This is a genomic window from Salipiger marinus, assembly GCF_900100085.1.
GTDB classification, from domain to species: Bacteria; Pseudomonadota; Alphaproteobacteria; order Rhodobacterales; family Rhodobacteraceae; genus Salipiger; species Salipiger marinus.
Genome location: NZ_FNEJ01000042.1, coordinates 1 through 17,107, shown reverse-complemented (window position 1 = coordinate 17,107; position 17,107 = coordinate 1). Strand labels below are relative to the sequence as shown.

At 64.3% G+C, this 17,107-nt stretch carries 17 protein-coding genes and 2 pseudogenes; 14 read left to right on the top strand and 5 right to left on the bottom strand.

Translation table 11 applies throughout. The features are described from left to right. Nucleotides 1-58: 58 nt before the first annotated feature. The 12 genes from BLR51_RS25660 to BLR51_RS25605 all read left to right on the top strand — a co-directional run bounded on the left by BLR51_RS25660 (nt 59) and on the right by BLR51_RS25605 (nt 11,546). Nucleotides 59-1,369: a glutamine synthetase family protein gene (locus BLR51_RS25660; RefSeq protein WP_089852309.1), complete on the top strand. Its 1,311-nt coding sequence runs from the start codon at nt 59-61 to the stop codon at nt 1,367-1,369. Nucleotides 1,370-1,738: 369 nt separating this feature from the next. Then, nucleotides 1,739-2,512 (top strand): N-formylglutamate amidohydrolase, encoded by a 774-nt coding sequence (locus BLR51_RS25655; protein ID WP_242656851.1) that lies wholly within the window; start codon nt 1,739-1,741, stop codon nt 2,510-2,512. Next, on the top strand, nt 2,506-3,150 hold the full coding sequence (locus BLR51_RS25650; protein ID WP_089852307.1) for a cysteine hydrolase family protein: 645 nt from the start codon (nt 2,506-2,508) through the stop codon (nt 3,148-3,150). Before BLR51_RS25655 ends, BLR51_RS25650 begins: the two co-directional genes overlap by 7 nt. Then, nucleotides 3,147-4,451, top strand: coding sequence for a M20 family metallopeptidase (locus BLR51_RS25645; protein WP_089852305.1), 1,305 nt, complete (start codon nt 3,147-3,149; stop codon nt 4,449-4,451). Before BLR51_RS25650 ends, BLR51_RS25645 begins: the two co-directional genes overlap by 4 nt. A 33-nt stretch (nt 4,452-4,484) precedes the next feature. Continuing rightward, nucleotides 4,485-5,732 carry an ABC transporter substrate-binding protein gene (locus BLR51_RS25640; protein WP_089852302.1) on the top strand — a complete coding sequence of 416 codons (1,248 nt, stop codon included), beginning with the start codon at nt 4,485-4,487 and terminating at the stop codon, nt 5,730-5,732. A gap of 5 nt (nt 5,733-5,737) precedes the next feature. Continuing rightward, nucleotides 5,738-6,472 (top strand): ABC transporter ATP-binding protein, encoded by a 735-nt coding sequence (locus tag BLR51_RS25635; RefSeq protein WP_089852300.1) that lies wholly within the window; start codon nt 5,738-5,740, stop codon nt 6,470-6,472. After that, nucleotides 6,469-7,191 (top strand): ABC transporter ATP-binding protein, encoded by a 723-nt coding sequence (locus BLR51_RS25630; RefSeq protein ID WP_089852298.1) that lies wholly within the window; start codon nt 6,469-6,471, stop codon nt 7,189-7,191. The genes BLR51_RS25635 and BLR51_RS25630 overlap by 4 nt, the downstream gene beginning before the upstream one ends. After that, nucleotides 7,191-8,060 (top strand): branched-chain amino acid ABC transporter permease, encoded by an 870-nt coding sequence (locus BLR51_RS25625; protein ID WP_089852296.1) that lies wholly within the window; start codon nt 7,191-7,193, stop codon nt 8,058-8,060. The genes BLR51_RS25630 and BLR51_RS25625 overlap by 1 nt, the downstream gene beginning before the upstream one ends. Then, entirely contained in the window at nt 8,057-9,013 is a 957-nt protein-coding gene (locus tag BLR51_RS25620) for a branched-chain amino acid ABC transporter permease (protein ID WP_089852294.1), read from the top strand. Before BLR51_RS25625 ends, BLR51_RS25620 begins: the two co-directional genes overlap by 4 nt. A gap of 10 nt (nt 9,014-9,023) precedes the next feature. Then, on the top strand, nt 9,024-9,839 hold the full coding sequence (locus BLR51_RS25615; RefSeq protein ID WP_089852292.1) for an alpha/beta fold hydrolase: 816 nt from the start codon (nt 9,024-9,026) through the stop codon (nt 9,837-9,839). A gap of 373 nt (nt 9,840-10,212) precedes the next feature. Continuing rightward, nucleotides 10,213-10,443 carry a hypothetical protein gene (locus BLR51_RS25610; protein WP_089852289.1) on the top strand — a complete coding sequence of 77 codons (231 nt, stop codon included), beginning with the start codon at nt 10,213-10,215 and terminating at the stop codon, nt 10,441-10,443. Nucleotides 10,444-10,568: 125 nt separating this feature from the next. Continuing rightward, the gene (locus BLR51_RS25605) at nt 10,569-11,546 is read left to right on the top strand and encodes a LysR substrate-binding domain-containing protein (RefSeq protein WP_089852288.1); all 978 of its coding nucleotides are present in this window, start codon (nt 10,569-10,571) and stop codon (nt 11,544-11,546) included. Between the two features lie 160 nt (nt 11,547-11,706). Here BLR51_RS25605 and BLR51_RS25600 read toward each other — a convergent pair whose 3' ends face one another. From BLR51_RS25600 to BLR51_RS25580, 5 genes are read right to left on the bottom strand one after another with little or no spacing between them, the layout of a single operon-like run. Then, nucleotides 11,707-12,084, bottom strand: coding sequence for a Rid family hydrolase (locus BLR51_RS25600; protein ID WP_089852286.1), 378 nt, complete (start codon nt 12,082-12,084; stop codon nt 11,707-11,709). A 22-nt stretch (nt 12,085-12,106) separates the two neighbouring features. After that, a complete protein-coding gene (locus tag BLR51_RS25595) occupies nt 12,107-13,348 on the bottom strand; it encodes an NAD(P)/FAD-dependent oxidoreductase (protein ID WP_089852284.1) in 1,242 nt (413 codons plus the stop codon). 4 nt (nt 13,349-13,352) lie between these two features. Continuing rightward, nucleotides 13,353-14,024, bottom strand: coding sequence for an amino acid ABC transporter permease (locus BLR51_RS25590; protein ID WP_089852282.1), 672 nt, complete (start codon nt 14,022-14,024; stop codon nt 13,353-13,355). Nucleotides 14,025-14,067: 43 nt separating this feature from the next. Beyond that, nucleotides 14,068-14,829: an amino acid ABC transporter ATP-binding protein gene (locus BLR51_RS25585; protein ID WP_089852280.1), complete on the bottom strand. Its 762-nt coding sequence runs from the start codon at nt 14,827-14,829 to the stop codon at nt 14,068-14,070. 58 nt (nt 14,830-14,887) lie between these two features. After that, nucleotides 14,888-15,682 carry a substrate-binding periplasmic protein gene (locus BLR51_RS25580; protein ID WP_165616943.1) on the bottom strand — a complete coding sequence of 265 codons (795 nt, stop codon included), beginning with the start codon at nt 15,680-15,682 and terminating at the stop codon, nt 14,888-14,890. A 303-nt stretch (nt 15,683-15,985) separates the two neighbouring features. Here BLR51_RS25580 and BLR51_RS25575 point away from each other — a divergent pair. Further along, nucleotides 15,986-16,159 (top strand): annotated as a pseudogene (locus BLR51_RS25575) (integrase core domain-containing protein); the annotation flags it as partial. Between the two features lie 86 nt (nt 16,160-16,245). Continuing rightward, a pseudogene (locus BLR51_RS25570) lies at nt 16,246-17,107 on the top strand (hypothetical protein); the annotation flags it as partial.

Sequence of the window (17,107 nt, the reverse complement as noted above, 5' to 3'; positions counted from 1 at the left end):
AGAAACGAATTTCTGATTGGGACAAACTGCGGGTCGAACCCGCGGCAGGGATGAAGTGATGACTGATACAGGCAACGAGCTGGTCTTCGTGGGGACGTCGGACCTTGCGGGACTGATACGGGGCAAGTCGTTCCCCGCGAGCGAGTGGGAGAAGCGGTCGCGCCGAGGCGTCGGCTGGACGCCGACCAACGTGCAGATCACTTGTTTCGACACGATCTCGGAAAGCCCGTTCGGGTCGTTCGGCGACCTCGCGCTGGTGCCCGACGCCAGCACCCGTTTCGTGCTGGAGGACGGCCAGCGTCTCGACTTCGCGATGGGCGACATCCGGTCGCTCGAGGGTGAACCCTGGCCCTTCTGCACCCGCTCGCTTGCTCGACGCGCGCTTGACGAATTCCACGCACTCACCGGAGCCACGGTGCTGTCGGCGTTCGAGCACGAGTTCCAGTTGCGCGACCACCCGCCGCGTCCCGGCGATGCCTTCGGCTTCAAGGGCTTCCGCGACGGACAGGCTTGGGCCGAGGCCTACCTGGACGCGCTGCGGGCGGCGGGCTGCGAACCTGATACCTTCATGAAGGAATACGGCCCCGGGCAGTACGAGGTGACCACCAAGCCCGCCCGCGGCGTGACCTCGGCCGACCAGGCGGCGATCCTGCGCCTGCTGACCCATGATGTCCTGCAACGCTTCGGCCTGATCCCCAGCTTCAGCCCGATCCTCGCGCCGGACAGCGTCGGCAACGGGCTGCACGTCCATTTCAGTTTCCTCGACAACGCCGGCAATCCCCTGACGCACGACGAGGGCGACCCGCACGGCATGAGCCCCCTGACACGCCATTTCATCGGGGGCGTTCTGAAGTACCTCGACCAGATCCTCGCGATCTTGGCCCCGACCGAGATCAGCTACCTGCGGTTGACCCCGCATCGCTGGAGCGCGGCCTTCAACAACCTGGGCTTCCGCGACCGCGAGGCCTCGGTGCGGATCTGCCCGGTCTCGGCGCAGGACGCCGAAACCGTGGCCCGGCAGTTCAACTTCGAGGTCAGGGCGGCCGATTGCGCGGCCAGCCCGCATCTGGCGCTTGCCGCGATCGTCTTCGCCGGCATGCAGGGCGTCCGCGACGGGGTCGCCCCCCCGGCCCCGGCGCAGGAGGACCTGTCGCTGCTCGACCCCGCTGAACTGGCTAAGAAGGGCTTGCGCCGGCTGCCCACCTCGCTGTCCGAGGCGCTGGAGGCCTTCGGGCGCTCGTCGGCGGCACGCGACTGGTTCGGAAACGATTTCGTCGATCTCTACGTCGCGCACAAGACCGGCGAGATGGCACAGCTCGAAGGGCTAGACTGGCCGGCGAAATGCGCCCGCTACGGCGAAATCTACTGATCCTAGAGGTTCGAGGCGTCTCGAAGAACTTTGGCAGTGTGCTGGCGGTGGATTCCGTCAGCTTCTGCGCCAACCTCATCCTCATCCGATCGTCCTGATCGAACAGGATCTGTAGTTAATCATGCCCGCCTGCGAAAAGCTAAAGGTCATGAACACGGGCCGCCTGCTCGCATCGGTCGAACCTGCCGAAATACCATCAATCAAGATAGTCAGACACCGGTAGCGCAAAAGTCGTTCAAAAAGAAAGAATATCCTGCATCAAATTGAACGAATAGTTTGACTTTGAAAATTTATCATCAACTGTGGAGGCATGATGATACTGCGTGAGATGCACCATCGGCCCCTGCCAGACCTGCAACGGAGGCGGCTTTGCTGAACCTGTTGCCTCCCCTGCTCGCCCACGGCATTGATCCGCATCCAGTGGAGAGCCTGCCCGCACGGACCGACATTCCCGTGCTGCTGGTCTGCGAACATGCCGGCCAAAGCGTGCCGGAGGTGCTGGATGGCCTTGGCCTCGACCGCGAGACCCTGGACCTGCACGTGGGCTGGGACATCGGCGCCGCGGCCGTGACGCGGGCTATGGCGCGGGAGCTGGGCTGCGAAGCGGTGCTGCAGCGCTACAGCCGGCTGGTGATCGACTGCAATCGCCCGACCGGGGCGCCGGACGCATTCCCCGCGGTCTCGGACGGGGTGCAGGTGCCGGGCAATGCGGCGCTGAACGCGGCGGATCGCCGACGGCGCATTGACGAGATCTTCACGCCCTACAACGAAGCCGTCACTACGGCGCGGTCGGGCCCGCGAAAGCTGCTTCTGTCGATCCACAGCTTTACGCCGGAGATGCGCACCCGACCCGGTGCGCGGCCGTGGCACATCGGCTTTCTGTGCAGGAAGGATACTGCGACGTCGCAGGCCCTGCTCAATGCCGTCGCCGACATACGCCCGGGCATGAACCTGGCGCTCAACCAACCCTACCAGATCGACGACGAATCTGACTGGTTCGTGCCAACCCACGGCGAAGCATCGGGCCTGCCGCACAGCCTGGTCGAGATCCGCCACGACCTCATCCGGACGCCCGAGGGGCAGGCCGACATGGCCTCGCTCCTGTGCAAGGCGGTCCGCAACCTGTTGGAGAGCAAATGCTGACCCGCGACGTCCCCCTCGACCCCACCGCCTCGGCCCTGATCTACATTGATGTCCAGAATTTCTCGGCCCGCCGCGACGGCGGCGAGTTCAAGAACCTGAGCGCAGAGGAATTCGCCACCCGGTACGGTGCCTTCTTCGACACCTTCGAGGCCGAGACCCTGCCCAACATGCAGCGCCTGCGCGACGCTGCGCGCACCGCCGGCATCGAAGTCATGTACACGACCATCGAAAGCCTCACCAAGGACGGCCGGGACCGCAGCCTCGACTACAAGATCACCGGGTTCAACGTGCCCAAGGGATCTTGGGACGGGCGTCCGCTGGACGCACTGGCGCCGGGCGACGACGAGATCTGGCTGCCCAAATCCTCCTCCTCGGTCTTCGTCTCGACCAACATCGACTATGTCCTGCGCTGCCTCGGTGTCCGCCAAGTAGTGATCATGGGTCTCCTCACCGACCAGTGCGTCGAGGGAGCAGTCCGCGACGCCTGCGACCTGGGCTACCTGGTCACCCAGGTCACCGACGCCTGCCTCACCTACACGCCCGAGCGCCAGGCTGCCTCGATCAACGCGATCAAGGGCTATTGCCGGCAGATGACCACCGATGAACTCATTGACGAACTGAAGGGAGCCGCGAAATGACAACGCTCAACAGGGTCTGGGACGAGATAGACGGCACGCCTGAACGGGTGCTCGACCTCACGCAGGAGATGGTGCGCATCCCCTCTGTCAATCCGAAGTTCGAGAGGAAGCAGGGCCTCAACAACGAGGACCAGGTGGCCGCGCTGCTGGAGGACCGGCTGAAGTCGCTGGGCTGCGAGACCGACAGCTGGGACGTCCTGCCGGGGCGCCCCAACATCGTCGGCACCCTACCCGGCAGCGACCAGAGGAGCCTGATCCTCTGCGGTCACATCGACACCGTGCCGGTGGGTAATCATGCCAACTGGACCGTCGACCCCTTCGGTGGGGAGATCAGCGACGGCAAACTCTGGGGCCGCGGCTCCGTGGACATGAAAGCAGGACTTGCCGCCTGCATTGCCGCCGTCGAAAGCATAAAGGCAGCCGGCATCACGCTGGACGGCCGGGTGTCGATTCAGGGCGTGGTTGACGAGGAGGCGGGCGGCTTTGGCGCCATGGACGCGGTCGCCAAGGGGCACCTTGCCCGCAACGCCATCATCGCTGAACCTACCTGGGACAAGGTCGTGCCGGCAGAGGGCGGATTGGAATGGGTGCGGGTCACCTTCATCGGCCGCTCGGGTCATGCGGGCATGCGCTACAACGACATCTTTCCGCAGCCCGACGTGCCCGGCCGGCTCGTCCCTGCGGTCAACGCCATCGAAATCGCTGGCCGATTCCTGCTTGCGCTCAAGGAGTTCGAAGCCTCGCGCTGCCGCAACAACTACCATCCGCTCTGCCCGCCGGGCCTTTCGACCATCAATCCGGGCGTAATCCACGGCGGTGTCGGCATAGACCAGGACGGCCTGCCGTCGATCCGGACCAACCCCGCGATGACGCCGGACCGGGTGACGCTGGATATGGACCTCAAGTTCCTACCGCACGAGACATCCGCCGACGTGCGGCACCAGTTCGAGGAGTTCGTGATGGCCTTCGCCGGGCTCGACCCATGGACGAAGGCGAACCCGCCGCAGATCGCGTGGGAATTGGGCGGGCTGCATTTTCCCCCAATGGACACGCCGGTGGATCATCCGCTGGTAAAGTCGCTCGTCACCCACCACAGTGCCCTCGGAGACGCGCCGGAGATCCGCGGCTTCGACGCGGTGACCGACGCCGCGCATTACGCCGGCGCCGGGGTCGATGCGTGCATCTACGGCCCGTCGGGTGACGGGTTTCACGGCGACAATGAGTACGTCGACGTCGCGTCGCTGCACAAGTCGACCAAGGTCATCGCCGCTGCGATTCTCGACATCTGCGGCGTCAGATAAAGAAACAATAACAAGAAGAATTCGCAGCCCACCATGGAGAAGAACACAATGCTCAAGAGAAGAACGTTCCTCGCTACGACCGCTCTGGTCGCGAGCGTCGGCCTGCCGAGCTTCGCCCAGGCAGAGGTCGTCAAGATCGGCGTGCTTGCGCCGGTGTCCGGCCCCGCCGCCGCGGACGGCCAGGAAATGGTCAACGGGGCGCAGCTCGCGATCGACCAGTTGAACGAAGGTGGGGGCGTCGGCGACTACACCTTCGAGCTTGTCGTCGGCGACGCGGCCGATCAGAGCGCCGCCGCCGTCGCCACCGCTACCGAGCGCCTGCTCAGCGACCGCGCCATGGGAGCAATCGTCGCCGGGTATGCCTCGGGCTCGAACTTCGAGATCGAGATGATGTCGGAGATGGAGATGATCTACCTGATCTCGGCGAACGCCGCGCAGACCCGCGACATCATCGCGGATGACCCGGACGCATTCCCGACGGTCTGGTCCCTCTCTCCCTCCTTCGACGCCTACAACACCGGCGTCCTGCCGGTGATCGAGCAGCTAATCGAGGACGGAAAGGTTTCGGTCGAGGAGAAGTCGCTCGCGCTCATCTCGTCGGACATTCCTTATTCCAAGACGATCGCCGACGGCCTGGTGGAAAGCTTCGAGAGCGCCGGGTGGGAGATCAAGGTCAACGACCTCGTGCCCTTCGGCGAAATTGGCGACTGGCGCGGTTTCCTTGCCCAAGTCCGGCAGGACCCGCCGGCCGTGGTGATCAACACCGACTATCTGCCCGGCAACGCCGCCGCTTTTGTGTCGCAGTTCATGGAGCAACCGACCGACAGCCTGGTCTTCATCCAATACGCGCCATCAGTCCCCGAATTCCTCGACCTGACCGCCGGCGAGTCCTCGGGAATTCTCTACAACATGCTCGGCGCCCCCCTTCCAGGCAACGCGTCGGAACGCGCCGCGCAGGTCGTGGGCGATTACGAGGCGGCCTACGGCTCCACCCCTGGGGTCTACGGCCCGATGCTCTACGAGTCGGTGATGCTTTACGCCGACGCGCTGGAGGCCGTGGGCAACCCGTCCGACCGCGTCGCCATCGGCGAGTGGATCGGCGCGTCTAGCACTGACACGGCAATAGGCAAGCTTGAGTTTGACCCAGCAACGCACCTTGCCGTGCAGGGTCCCGAGCACGTCCCCTTGCAGTTCTACCAGATCCAGGACGGCAAGCGGGTCTTGTTCTCGCCGGAAGCCTACGCCAACGGCGATTTCGTTACGTCGCCCTGGATGGAGTGATCGCCATGCCGGATCCGATTCTTGAGCTTCGGGGCGTCACCAAGACGTTCGGTGGGCTGACGGCGGTCGACGACGTGAGCTTTGCCGTCACGCGCGGCGAGGTCTTCGGGGTCGCGGGCCCGAACGGGTCCGGCAAGAGCACGCTCTTCAACTGCATCACCGGCATCCCCTTTGGCCCGACCGGAGGGGAGATCCACTTCGACGGCACCCGCATCGACGGCCGCCGTCCGCACGCAATCTTCCGGGCCGGCCTGTCGCGGACCTTCCAAAAGGACGCGGAGTTTCCCGACCTGACGGCACGCGAAACTGCCGCGCTCGGCGGGCACTACGGTGGCGGCCTGCGGGGCGCGGAACTGCGCGACGCGGCCGAAGAGGCGCTCGACCTCGTGGAGTTCGACGTCGTTCGACGCGACATGCGCACCGCCGACGTCTCGGTCTACGGAAAGAAACAGCTGATGATCGCGTCGGCCTTGGCGTCGAAGCCCTCCGTCCTGATGCTCGACGAACCCGCGTCGGGCCTGACCCGGCCCGAGATCGCGGCGCTGGACAGGCTGCTGCTGCAGGTGAACCGCACGGGTGTCACCATCCTGATCATCGAACACGTGCTGGGCCTGCTGCTGTCGGTCAGCCAGCGGTTGCTGGTCCTGAACCAGGGCTCGGTGCTGACCGAGGGTGATCCACAGGAGGTCATCCGCGACCCGCGCGTGGTCGAGGCTTACTTGGGAGGTGCCGCGGCATGAGCAGGCTTCTCGACGTGCAAGGGGTGCGCGCCGGCTATGCCACCGTCCCCGTGCTGCACGGCATCGACCTGCACGTGGGCGACGGCGAGGCCATCGGCCTCTTCGGGCCCAACGGTCACGGAAAGACGACCCTACTTCACACAATCTCGGGCCTGCTGACCCCGACGTCCGGCACGATCCTGTTCGACGGGCAGGACATCACCGGCGCCAAGCCCTCGGCCATCGTCGCCGCCGGGCTAGTGCAGGCCCAGCAGGGCAATACGCTTTTCGGTGACATGGGCGTCGAGGAGACGCTGGAGCTCGCGGCGTTCAGTCCGCGCGCGCGAGACGGCTGGCAGACCCGGCTGGAAGAGGTACACTCCCTGTTCCCGCGTCTCGCTGAACGCCGGCGCCAGCGCGCCAAGACGCTGTCGGGTGGCGAACGGCAGATGCTGTCGATCGGCTGCTCCATGATGTGCAACCCGCGCCTGCTGATCCTCGACGAGCCGACGCTGGGACTATCGCCCCGTCTCAAGGCAGAGCTGCGCGACGCCATCAGCGAGATCGCCCGCAGGGGCGTGCCGCTGATCGTGGTCGAGCAGGACGTCGAATTCCTCCTTGCGCTGGCCGGCCGGCTCTACCTCGTCGAGCAGGGAGAGGTGGCCAGCGAGATCGATCGCGACAACGCCCCCGACCACCAGGAGATCATGGACATGTATTTCGGAAAGCAGGCACATTAATGGACGGCGTTCTCATCCCCACGCTCGTATCTGGCCTCCTCCTGGGATCGCTCTATGCGCTGATGGCGTCGGGTCTGAGCCTAATCTGGACCACGCTCGGCGTGTTCAATTTCGCGCACGGGGCGCTGATGACGGTGGGGGCCTACTTCGCGTGGACGGTCTCGGAACAGCTGGGGCTTGGTCTCTTCACGGGCTTCGTCGCCGGTATCGGGGCGGCCGTGATTGCCGGCGTGTTGATCGAGCTGCTGCTGGTCCGCCCCTTCTATGGCAACCGCAGCATGATGCTGATTACGGTGATGACCACGCTGGCGGCCTCAACCATCCTTGAACGGGGCATTTCAATAATCTGGGGGCCGCGTCTGAAGCAGCTGCCCCGGGTCGTCGAGGGCCAGGTCGAAATCTTCGGCGCACCGGTCTCGGCCCACGAAGCGCTGATCATCGTGCTCGCGCCCGTCGTGCTGCTGGCGCTCTGGTGGTATACCGGCCGGACCCGCAGCGGCAGATCACTACGCGCGGTGGGCCAGAACGCCTCCTCCGCCGCGCTCATCGGCATCGACGTGCCGCGTACCTTCTCGCTGGCATTCGGTCTTTCCGCCGCGCTGGCGGGGCTGACCGGCGTCCTGCTGGGATCGATCCGCTTCGTCACGCCCGGTCTGGGCACCGACCCGCTGGTGAACGCGATGATCGTCGTCATCTTCGGAGGACTCGGCAGCATGGGCGCCACGGCCGGCGCGGCCTACGTGATCGGCATGATGGAGGCGCTGCTCATTCTCTGGCTGGGCCTCTACTGGACCCCCGCAGTTCTGTTCATGGCGCTGATCCTCGTCCTCGTCTTCAGGCCCAACGGATTGTTCGGGAGAGCCGCATGACTCGCAATCAACGCCTCGTCGCGCTCGCGGCGCTAATCCTGCTGGCCCTAGTGCCCGCCGTCGTCACCGACACCTACACCCGTCACATCTTCATTGTCGCATTCATCTATGGCACCGTGGCCGTGAACTGGGACCTCAGCCTTGGCCTGGCCGGCCTGTTCAACTTCGGTCACCTCGCCTTCTTCGGAATCGGCGTCTACACCGCCGCGATCCTGACCACGGCGCTGGACATCTCTCCGTGGCTTGCGATCCCGGCGGGCGGCGTCACCGCCGCGATCGCGGCCCTGGTGATCGCGCTGCCGGTGGCCAAGCTGCAGGGGATCTACGTCGTGCTCGTCACCTTCGCTTTCGGCCAGCTCTGCATGCAGGTGGTGCTGAGCCAGGGCGACCTGACCGGCGGCGCCGAGGGGCTCGTCCGCCTGCCCTACCTGAGCATCGGCGACTACGCATTCATCCGCGACTTCCGCTTCGCCTACTACTACGTCGCCCTCGGCCTGCTGACCGTGTCTGTCATCTCATTGCTGCTGCTGGCGCACTCGCCCTTCGGCAAATCGCTGCGGGCGGTGCGCGACAATCCCGACTACGCTGCCGCGCGGGGAATTTCCGTGGCGCGCCAGCGGGTCCTGGTGCTGGTTGCCTCCGCCGTTTTCACGGGCATCGCGGGCGGGTTCTACGCGATCTACCTTCGCGTCGCCTCTCCCGAGGTCTTCGGTTTCTCGGTGGCCACCCTGATCCTGTCGATGGTCCTCATCGGCGGAGCCGGCTCGATCCTCGGCCCGGTCTTCGCCGCGCTGGCGCTCACCTTCGCGACCGAAGCGATGGCTGGGACCCGCGGCCTTGAAGAGGCGCGCTTCATCATCGTGGCCGCCGCCATGATCACCGTGCTGCGCATCGCGCCCAGCGGCGCGATAAACATCTTCAGCCGTTTTCTGACTTCCGGAAGAAAGACATAGAGACGAACACATGGAAACTCATCGGATTGAAACCTCTCAGGCCGCTATTGCCGCCAGCGACACGGGCGGCTCTGGGCCTGTCCTGCTGATGATCCACGGCAATTCCTCCTGTCGAAAGGTCTTCCGCAACCAGCTGGAGGGCACCATCGGCAAGGCGTTTCGCTGCATCGCCATCGACTTGCCGGGCCACGGCGAAAGCAGCGACGCGATCGATCCCGAGAGGACTTACTGGATGCCGGGCTACGCTGACGCCGCCATCGAAGTCATGAGAGCGCTTGACATACCGAAATACGCTATACTCGGCTGGTCTCTGGGCGGCCATATCGGGCTCGAGATGCTCACCCGCAGCGCTTCGATTACCGGGCTGATGATCTCGGGCACGCCGCCCTTCGCGCGCTCCGACGAGTCCCTCGGGGCGGGGTTCAAGCCCAGCGAGCACATGAGCCTTGCCGGGCAGGATGCGCTCTCCGAACAGAACGTCTCCGACTACGCCCATTCGACTTGCGGCGCGAACGCGCCCTTCGAACCCTTCCTGAGCGACGCCGTCGCTCGTACTGACGGCCGTGCGCGGAAGCTGATGTTCAGCCGCATCCTAGCCCCGGAAAGCGTCGATCAACAGGAGATCGCGGTGAACAGTCCGGTCCCGCTGGCCATCGTGAACGGTGAGGAGGACGTGTTCATCGACAACGACTTCATCGCCGCCCTGCCCTACAAGAATCTGTGGGAAGGCACCGTTCACCGGCTTCCCGGTATCGGCCATGCTCCGTTCTGGGAGGCGCCGAGCCAGTTCGACCCCTACTTGCACAGGTTCATATCTTCTTTGTGATCCCGCACATGTGAGCTCGCTCCCCTCTCCGAAGCGAATCGGCTTGGCGCGGTTGTCACTGCCCACCATGCAGAGGCGCCACAGATCCGAGCAAAGTTGTCAATTTCACGCGCCTCATTGTCCGGAAGTAAGCATTCGGCGTAGACCGTGGTCAGGCCGCGCAGCGTTGCTCCGCTGGCTGCCAGTCCCACGGTAGCAGTGACCTGCCCCCTGCGGCTCCCTCACCGTGAATTTGGATAGCCGTGGGATGGCTATGCCGCCAAGGATGCGGGGTGCGCTAGCGCGGAGATGACTTCAACACCAACGAAGCCAAGGAGGCTGCGTGTTTTCGGACAATTGCCGACTTCCAGGGGGCCAGAAGCGTATCCAGGGTATGATCTATGGCTTGGGCGCGGTGATACTGGCGGTGGCGCACATTGGCTCGGGCGTGCTGAAAGCCAAGACAGCGGTGTTCTCGCTGGACATGCTGCCTTTGGCCCGAATCGGGACCTGGCGGGGCCTTCAGGTGCAGGACAGGATCGACGCGGTAGCGTTCCGCAAGGCGACGCTGGTGGTGCTGCTGGTGACGGTCGCGAACCTCGTGCGCCGGGGGCTGATGGCCTGAGGTGCTGTCGTTCGCGCCAGCAGGCAGGCGCCACCTTGCGGGCTCCGGCGCGTCCCCCTAGGCTTGGCCCGGTTGAGGGACAGTCAAGATGATCGCAAAACAGACCGGAGGGCGTGAGGTCGCGCATGGCTGAGCGGGACGACCGGGAGACCGGCCCGCTGGCCAATGGCGAGGTCAAGCATCGCCATCTTGAGGTGTTCCGCGCCGTCATGCGCACTGGGAACATGACCACCGCCGGACGGCGCTTGGGGATGTCGCAACCTGCCGTCAGCAAGTTCATCAGCCAGACCGAGGAACGTTGCGGTTTTCCCCTGTTCGAGCGGATCAACAACCGCCTGATGCCGACTGCGCGTGCGCAGCGCCTGTTCGAGGAGGCCGAGCGCCTGTTCGTCGGCATGGAGGAGTTACAGCGCCTGATCGTACGTATGAAAAGCGACGGGCCGCCGCGCATTGTGGTGACCGCTGTGCCGGTCATCGCACAGGAGGTCCTGCCGCGCACGATGGCGGGCTGGCTGGACAGGCAGGACCTGCAGCTTTTTGTGACCATGCGCGATGCGGGCGGCGTGCTGGCCATGGTTACCGCGCGCAACGCTGATATCGGGTTCACCATGAGCTTTCAGCGCGTGCAGGGCGTGCGCAGCCAGTTGATCTGGCGCAGCCATGCCATGTGCGCGATGCACGCGGATCACCCGCTGGCTGCGCGCGACGTGGTCACGCCACAGGACTTGCACGATCTACCGTTCATCTCGATTTCCCGCCACGAGGGCCAGCAGCAGAAGGTCGACAAGGTGTTGGCTGATGCGCAGGTGCGCCCGCGCGAGGTGGCCGAAGTGCCGCTGATCCTGGGCGCCGCAGGGATGGCGCACGCGGGGATCGGGGTGACGTTTGCCGATGTCTTCTCGGCTCGGCCCTGGCTGGAACGCGGGCTAGTACTGCGCCGGTTTGAGCCGGGGATAAGGTTCGAATACCACGCGGTCTGGATCGACGCGCCACAGAGCCGCGCTGTAGTGCAGTCGCTGATCAAGGCGATGCGGGACACCATGAAGCTGCTGACGCAGGAGGCTCTTGCGCTGCCCTCGGTCGGGCCGCTGGCGGACCGCTAGGAGACGGCGTGGTCAATGGCCGGGCCAGGAGAGGCACGCCCGGAAGCCTTTCCCGGTATCCGAGGCCCGACGATATATCCGGGCCTGTAGACGCCGGGTCAGACCCTCGGGCCTGAAAGGCAGACCCGAGAACCAGTCTCGCAACGGTAGGCCCGTCAGATCAGGCGGCGTCACCTGCGCGGGCATGCATGATAAATTCGATCTTCATGTCGGGGTTCGTCAACTCGGCGAACAGGCAGGCGCGCGAGGGCGGGGTGACACCTTCGAACCAAGCCTCCCATAGCTCGTTGAACTGCGTGAGGTAGGACTTGTCTGACAGGATGATAGTGACGAACAGCAGGTCCGCCTTGGTCGAGCCGACCATGGCCAGGCGTTCCTCGACACGGGCAAAGATCTGTTTGGCCTGGCTGTTGATCGTGTCGGCGGTGTCGAAAGGCCGGTCGGGCGTGGCGGCGAAATAGGCGACGCCGTTGTAGATCGACATCTTGCTCATCTTCTTGTCGGTCAGCTTACGTTCGATCTGAAGAGGATTGGTCATAGGGAACTCCGGTAGGGAAGGGTCAGAAACGGGTGTGACTGTAAGCGGCCATCTCGGGCGCCATCTCGCCTCGGACGATGTCGGCGACGACGCGAGCGGTGCCGGGCGCGCCAGTTATGCCCCAGTGGCTGTGTCCGAAGGCCATGATCACGTCGCGCGATTCGTCGGTCGCGCCGATGACCGGCAGGCTGTCCGGCAGGGAAGGCCGGAAGCCCGACCACAGGAGCGGCTCGTCATGGGTAATCCCGGGGAAGAGTTCGTGTGCATGATCGACCAGCCGGCGTGCGCGCGTCATGTCCGGCGGGCGATGCAGGCCAGAGAATTCCACCGTGCCGGCGACGCGCAGGCCGCCCGCCATGGGCGCCACGGAAAAGCCCCTGTCCTTGAAGCTAACCGGCATGTCGAGGCGGACGTTGTGGCCAGGCAGCGTCGCGTGATAGCCGCGCTCCGCTTGCATCGGGACACGGATACCGAGCGGGGCAAGCAATTCCGCCGACCAGACGCCGGCAGCCACGATCACGCGGCGGCACGTCACCGGATGCAGGTTCGTAAAAAGCGAAAGCAGGCGGGGCGCTTGGCGTTCGATCCGCAGCACGTTGCGCGCCACGATCTCGCCTCCCAGTGCCACGAATTCCGCCGCCAGGTGAGCGCAAAGTGCTGCGGGGTCGCGGGTGAAGCCGCCCGCCTTCAGCAAAAGGCCTGAGGTGATCTCTGGCATGACGTCGGGGACGCGCATACGCAGAGCGCTCTCGTCCAGTGTCTCGGACTCGATGCCGTAGTGTTTGCGGATCTCCGCCCCCAGCGCCGCGGCGCGAGGGTCGGCCTTGCCGAGCCCGAGCTGGAGCGCGCCCTCAAAGGACATGTTGCCCGTCATGAAGTCCGATCCGGTGAGGTACTCCCAATCGGCTACGCAGTCGCGGTAGAGCCAGTTCATGCCCGCCGCGATGCGGCGCACCTGTTGCGGGCTGCCTGCGCGCAGATAGGCCAGGAGCCAGGGCAGCGCGGCCGGGAAGTAACGGGGCGGGATGAAGAGAGGCCCCTGCGGGTCCGTCACCCAGCCGGGCACCTTGCGCAACATGCCCGGCTGGGACATCGGCATGACCGTCGCGGGATTGATGATGCCGGCGTTGCCGAATGACGCGCGGCCCCCCGGCGGCAACGGATCGAGGATCGTCACCTCTTCGCCCATCCGGGCCAGACGCAGGGCGACGGCAAGCCCGACCACCCCGGCGCCGACGACGACGGTTTCCTTGCGCGCTGTCATGGCGTCACCTGTAGTACTTGTTGTGGAACGTCTTCTCGATGTGCTCGGCGAGCAGGGTCAGCGGCACGATGGTCACGATGAACAGGACGGCCACGGCCGTCAGCAGTTCCAGCGGGCGGAAGGTGCGTACGCTTATCTGCTGCCCTAGATAAAGCAGTTCGGGTACGGCGACATAGCCTGCCAGCGTCGTATTCTTGAGGACGAGGATGCACTGGTTGACGAAAGGCGGGAAGATGCGCTGGAAGGCGAGCGGCCCGACGATGCGCTGGAAGACCTGGCCGCGGGTCATGCCCACCGACTGGCCCGCCTCGATCATCCCGCGGTCGATCGACCGGATACCGCCGCGGAAGATCTCCGAATAGAAGGCAGCTGAGTAGATCGAGAGCGCGATGGTGACGGTCGTGAAGCCGTTCATCTTGAGCCCCGTCAGGATCGGCAGGCAGTAATACATCCAGACCAGCAGGACGAGCACCGGGACGGCCCGGACTACCGACACGAAGGTCGACAGCACCGGGTAGACCAGCGGAATGCGAGAGTCGCGCAGCGTGGCGAGCACGAGGCCCAGGATGGTGCTGAGCACGATGGTGATACCGGCCAGCAGGACGGTTTGGCCAAGTCCGCGCAGCAGTACCATCCGGTAGTCCCAGACGATCGCGAAGTTCCAGTCGTATTCCATCAGTCTCGCTCGTTCGATTGGCAGGCAAGGGGCAGCGGGGCGGTCAGCCGAAGTAGTTCTGCACGAAGGCGCGGGTGCGCGGATTTTCCGTCGTGCCGAAGATGTGGTCCGGCGACCCCATGTCCGCGACACGCCCTTCGTCGAGGAAGATCACCTTGTCGCAGACTTCGCGGGCAAAGCGCATCTCGTGGGTGACGATGACGAGCGTGATGCCGTCCTCGCCTAGGGACCGGATGACGTTTAGGACTTCGTTGACCAGCTCTGGGTCGAGAGCCGAGGTCGGTTCGTCGAAAAGGATCACCTGCGGTTGGAGCGCTAGGGCGCGAGCGATGCCGACCCGCTGCTGCTGCCCGCCGGAGAGCCGGCTGGGGTAGGTATCGGCCTTTTCCTTCAAGCCCACCCGCTTCAGCGCCGCGAGCGCCCTATCACGGGCCTCGGCCTTGGGGATCTTCTGGACCGTCACGGGGCCTTCCATGACGTTCTCCAACGTGGTTTTGTGCGGCCAGAGATTGAAGTGCTGGAACACCATCGCCATCTTGCGGCGCTGCTGACTCAGGTCGCGCGCGGGGCGCGGGACCAGCCGGTCGCCCTTGTGGGTGACACCCACGATCTCGCCCTCCAGCATCACGATTCCCTTTGTCGGCACCTCCATGTGGTTCATGCATCGCAGCAGCGTGGATTTTCCGGATCCGCTGGCCCCTATGAAACCGACGATTTCGCCAGGATCGACCGTCAGGTCGATGCCCTTGAGCACGTCGAGTGCGCCGTATGACTTATGGAGGTCGCGAACTTCGAGAAGTGGCACGGCTGGCTCCCCTTTTTGAATGTAACCCGGCGCTTGGGGGCGCCGGGCCGACTCGGGATCATTCCTGCGGGTTCAGGAACTTGGAGCGGATGGCGGGAATGGTCCCGTCCGAAACCATCGAATTCAGCGAGACAGTAAGCCAGTCCTGAAACTCGGGCTGAGCCTTCCGCAGCGCGAAACCGGAATCCTGCCCAATCTTGGGCTCAGGGTAGTTCACCGTCACGGCGTCGGCACGGGCGCGGCCATAGAGCGTGAGGCTCGATTCCGTGCTGGCGAAGAAATCGACCCGGTCGCTTTCCAGCTCGAGAATCGCGGCGTCCTCGGTCTTGACGGGCACAAAGGTGGCATTGGGCGCCATCTTCTGGACCATGCGCATCGTGGCCGATCCGTCGGCAACGGCGATGCGGACGTCGGAATTGTTGAGGCTGTCCCAGTTGGTGGCCAGACTGGCATTCTCCTCGGAGGAGAAGGCGACGCCCACCGGCACCTGTGCCACGGGATCGGTGAAGGCTACGACCAGCGCGCGCTCGGGCCGTGCCGAGAAGCCGCCGATCAGGTCGAAACGGCCCGACTGCAGGCCGGCCGCGGCGGTGCCCCACTCGGTGGGTACGAATTCCACCTCGACGCCGATCTGGCTGAACAGCGCCTCGACAATCTCGGGGTAGATGCCTTCCCATTCGCCACTGGCGAGGTCTTGGCGGTAGGAGGGGTACGCTTCGACCGCGCCGACGCGCACGACCTTTTCGTCGAGGATGCGCTGCAGATCGCTGTCCTGCGCCAGTGCGGGAGAGAGGGAGACGACCACAGCCGTGGCTGCGGCGGCGGCGACTGTCTTGAGAGTGTTGAGTTTCATGGTGTTCCCTGTTGTCGATTTATTCATTCGCCGATCCAGCGGTGCGGGGCCCTGCGTCGTCACACCGTAAAGAGGCTCCAAACAAGGGGAGAGTAGGGGCGGCGCAATCTGACCCCGACACCCGGGGCGGTGCGTCAGGGCCGGGTGGCCACGTCCCGATATTGGACCGGCGTGATAAAACTATCTGGCACACAGGAATAACTGTCTACCCTGGTAACGGTTATTGACCCTAAGATTTGGTTATGCCTTTGCAGCTGCGTGACCACGCGCCGTTGCCGGCGCTCCAAGCGCCTCGTTTGCGAGCGGTTCAGGGCGGAATGCCTGAACGCGCACTGGTTCCTGACGCTTGCGGACACAGCCGAAAAGTTGGAGGCTTGGCGTAGATACGACAACGAGGAACGGCCACATGGCGCGATCGGCAACAAGGTCCCGATCATGTTGACGAGATCGCGGGGCATCACCAGCCTGTCACCCTGATAAAGCCGAAAAACTCTGCCTCCGGGCGGTCCAACCTTGGGGGTCAGAGCAGATGCATCACTTGTGGAAGTTGAGGAAGAGCACCCATGATTACAGTTACCTTGCGGTTACCAGACTCGCCGTCCGACTCATACTATGAGTGGCAAGGCACCAGCGGCAATGATGTGATCACAGGGTTCAGCGGTCGGACCAACTGGCTTTTTGGTAACGACGGCGACGACTTGCTCTCCTCTGGACGTGGTGAAGAGCGCGATCTTTTCTTTGGCGGCAATGGAAACGACACCTTGAAAGGTGGTCTAGGCGGAGACAGGCTGGACGGGGGGTTGGGGTCTGACCTTATGATGGGCGGACGCGAGGACGACGTTTATTACGTTGACGATGCTGGCGATGTGGTCGTTGAAAGAGCCGCTTGGTTGCCCACTTCGGGAGGCGACGTTGTTTTCTCATCCGTGGACTTCGATTTTAGTGGGCTGGCCATCGAACGACTGGCACTAACCGGGTCGGCCATTTACGGAACGGGGAACCGATTTTCAAATTTGATCGTAGGCGGCGATGCTGACAACATACTCGACGGTGGTCGAGGTATCGACACGCTGATAGGCGGCGATGGCGATGACACCTATATCCTGCGTCACGCGCAGGATACGGCTACAGAGCCGGGGATATCGCCGAATCTGACATTCCTCGAAGCAACGCTGCACGGCCACGACACGGTTCTGGCCTACAACAGCTATCGCCTGATGCTCGGGATCGAGGATATCTTCCTCCAGGAGGTTGTCGGCAAGACCGGTGAACTGGTGGGCGGCCTCACCGCGTTCGGCAACAACCTCGACAATCTGGTGGTCGGAAATTCCACCGACAACAACATCAGCGGGCGTACCGGGAACGACACCCTGACCGGCGGCGGCGGGGCGGACGATTTCATCTTCGCCGACGAACTCGGCGCGC

Bases quoted from the DNA above. Each gene is read 5' to 3' on its own strand.
- BLR51_RS25660 (WP_089852309.1), top strand. From the start codon at position 59: ATGACTGATACAGGCAACGAGCTGGTCTTCGTGGGGACGTCGGACCTT.
- BLR51_RS25595 (WP_089852284.1), bottom strand. From the start codon at position 13,348: ATGACAGCGCGCAAGGAAACCGTCGTCGTCGGCGCCGGGGTGGTCGGG.
- BLR51_RS25600 (WP_089852286.1), bottom strand. From the start codon at position 12,084: ATGACCAATCCTCTTCAGATCGAACGTAAGCTGACCGACAAGAAGATG.
- BLR51_RS25590 (WP_089852282.1), bottom strand. From the start codon at position 14,024: ATGGAATACGACTGGAACTTCGCGATCGTCTGGGACTACCGGATGGTA.
- BLR51_RS25645 (WP_089852305.1), top strand. From the start codon at position 3,147: ATGACAACGCTCAACAGGGTCTGGGACGAGATAGACGGCACGCCTGAA.
- BLR51_RS25650 (WP_089852307.1), top strand. From the start codon at position 2,506: ATGCTGACCCGCGACGTCCCCCTCGACCCCACCGCCTCGGCCCTGATC.
- BLR51_RS25625 (WP_089852296.1), top strand. From the start codon at position 7,191: ATGGACGGCGTTCTCATCCCCACGCTCGTATCTGGCCTCCTCCTGGGA.
- BLR51_RS25615 (WP_089852292.1), top strand. From the start codon at position 9,024: ATGGAAACTCATCGGATTGAAACCTCTCAGGCCGCTATTGCCGCCAGC.
- BLR51_RS25605 (WP_089852288.1), top strand. From the start codon at position 10,569: ATGGCTGAGCGGGACGACCGGGAGACCGGCCCGCTGGCCAATGGCGAG.
- BLR51_RS25630 (WP_089852298.1), top strand. From the start codon at position 6,469: ATGAGCAGGCTTCTCGACGTGCAAGGGGTGCGCGCCGGCTATGCCACC.
- BLR51_RS25620 (WP_089852294.1), top strand. From the start codon at position 8,057: ATGACTCGCAATCAACGCCTCGTCGCGCTCGCGGCGCTAATCCTGCTG.
- BLR51_RS25635 (WP_089852300.1), top strand. From the start codon at position 5,738: ATGCCGGATCCGATTCTTGAGCTTCGGGGCGTCACCAAGACGTTCGGT.
- BLR51_RS25640 (WP_089852302.1), top strand. From the start codon at position 4,485: ATGGAGAAGAACACAATGCTCAAGAGAAGAACGTTCCTCGCTACGACC.
- BLR51_RS25610 (WP_089852289.1), top strand. From the start codon at position 10,213: ATGATCTATGGCTTGGGCGCGGTGATACTGGCGGTGGCGCACATTGGC.
- BLR51_RS25580 (WP_165616943.1), bottom strand. From the start codon at position 15,682: ATGAAACTCAACACTCTCAAGACAGTCGCCGCCGCCGCAGCCACGGCT.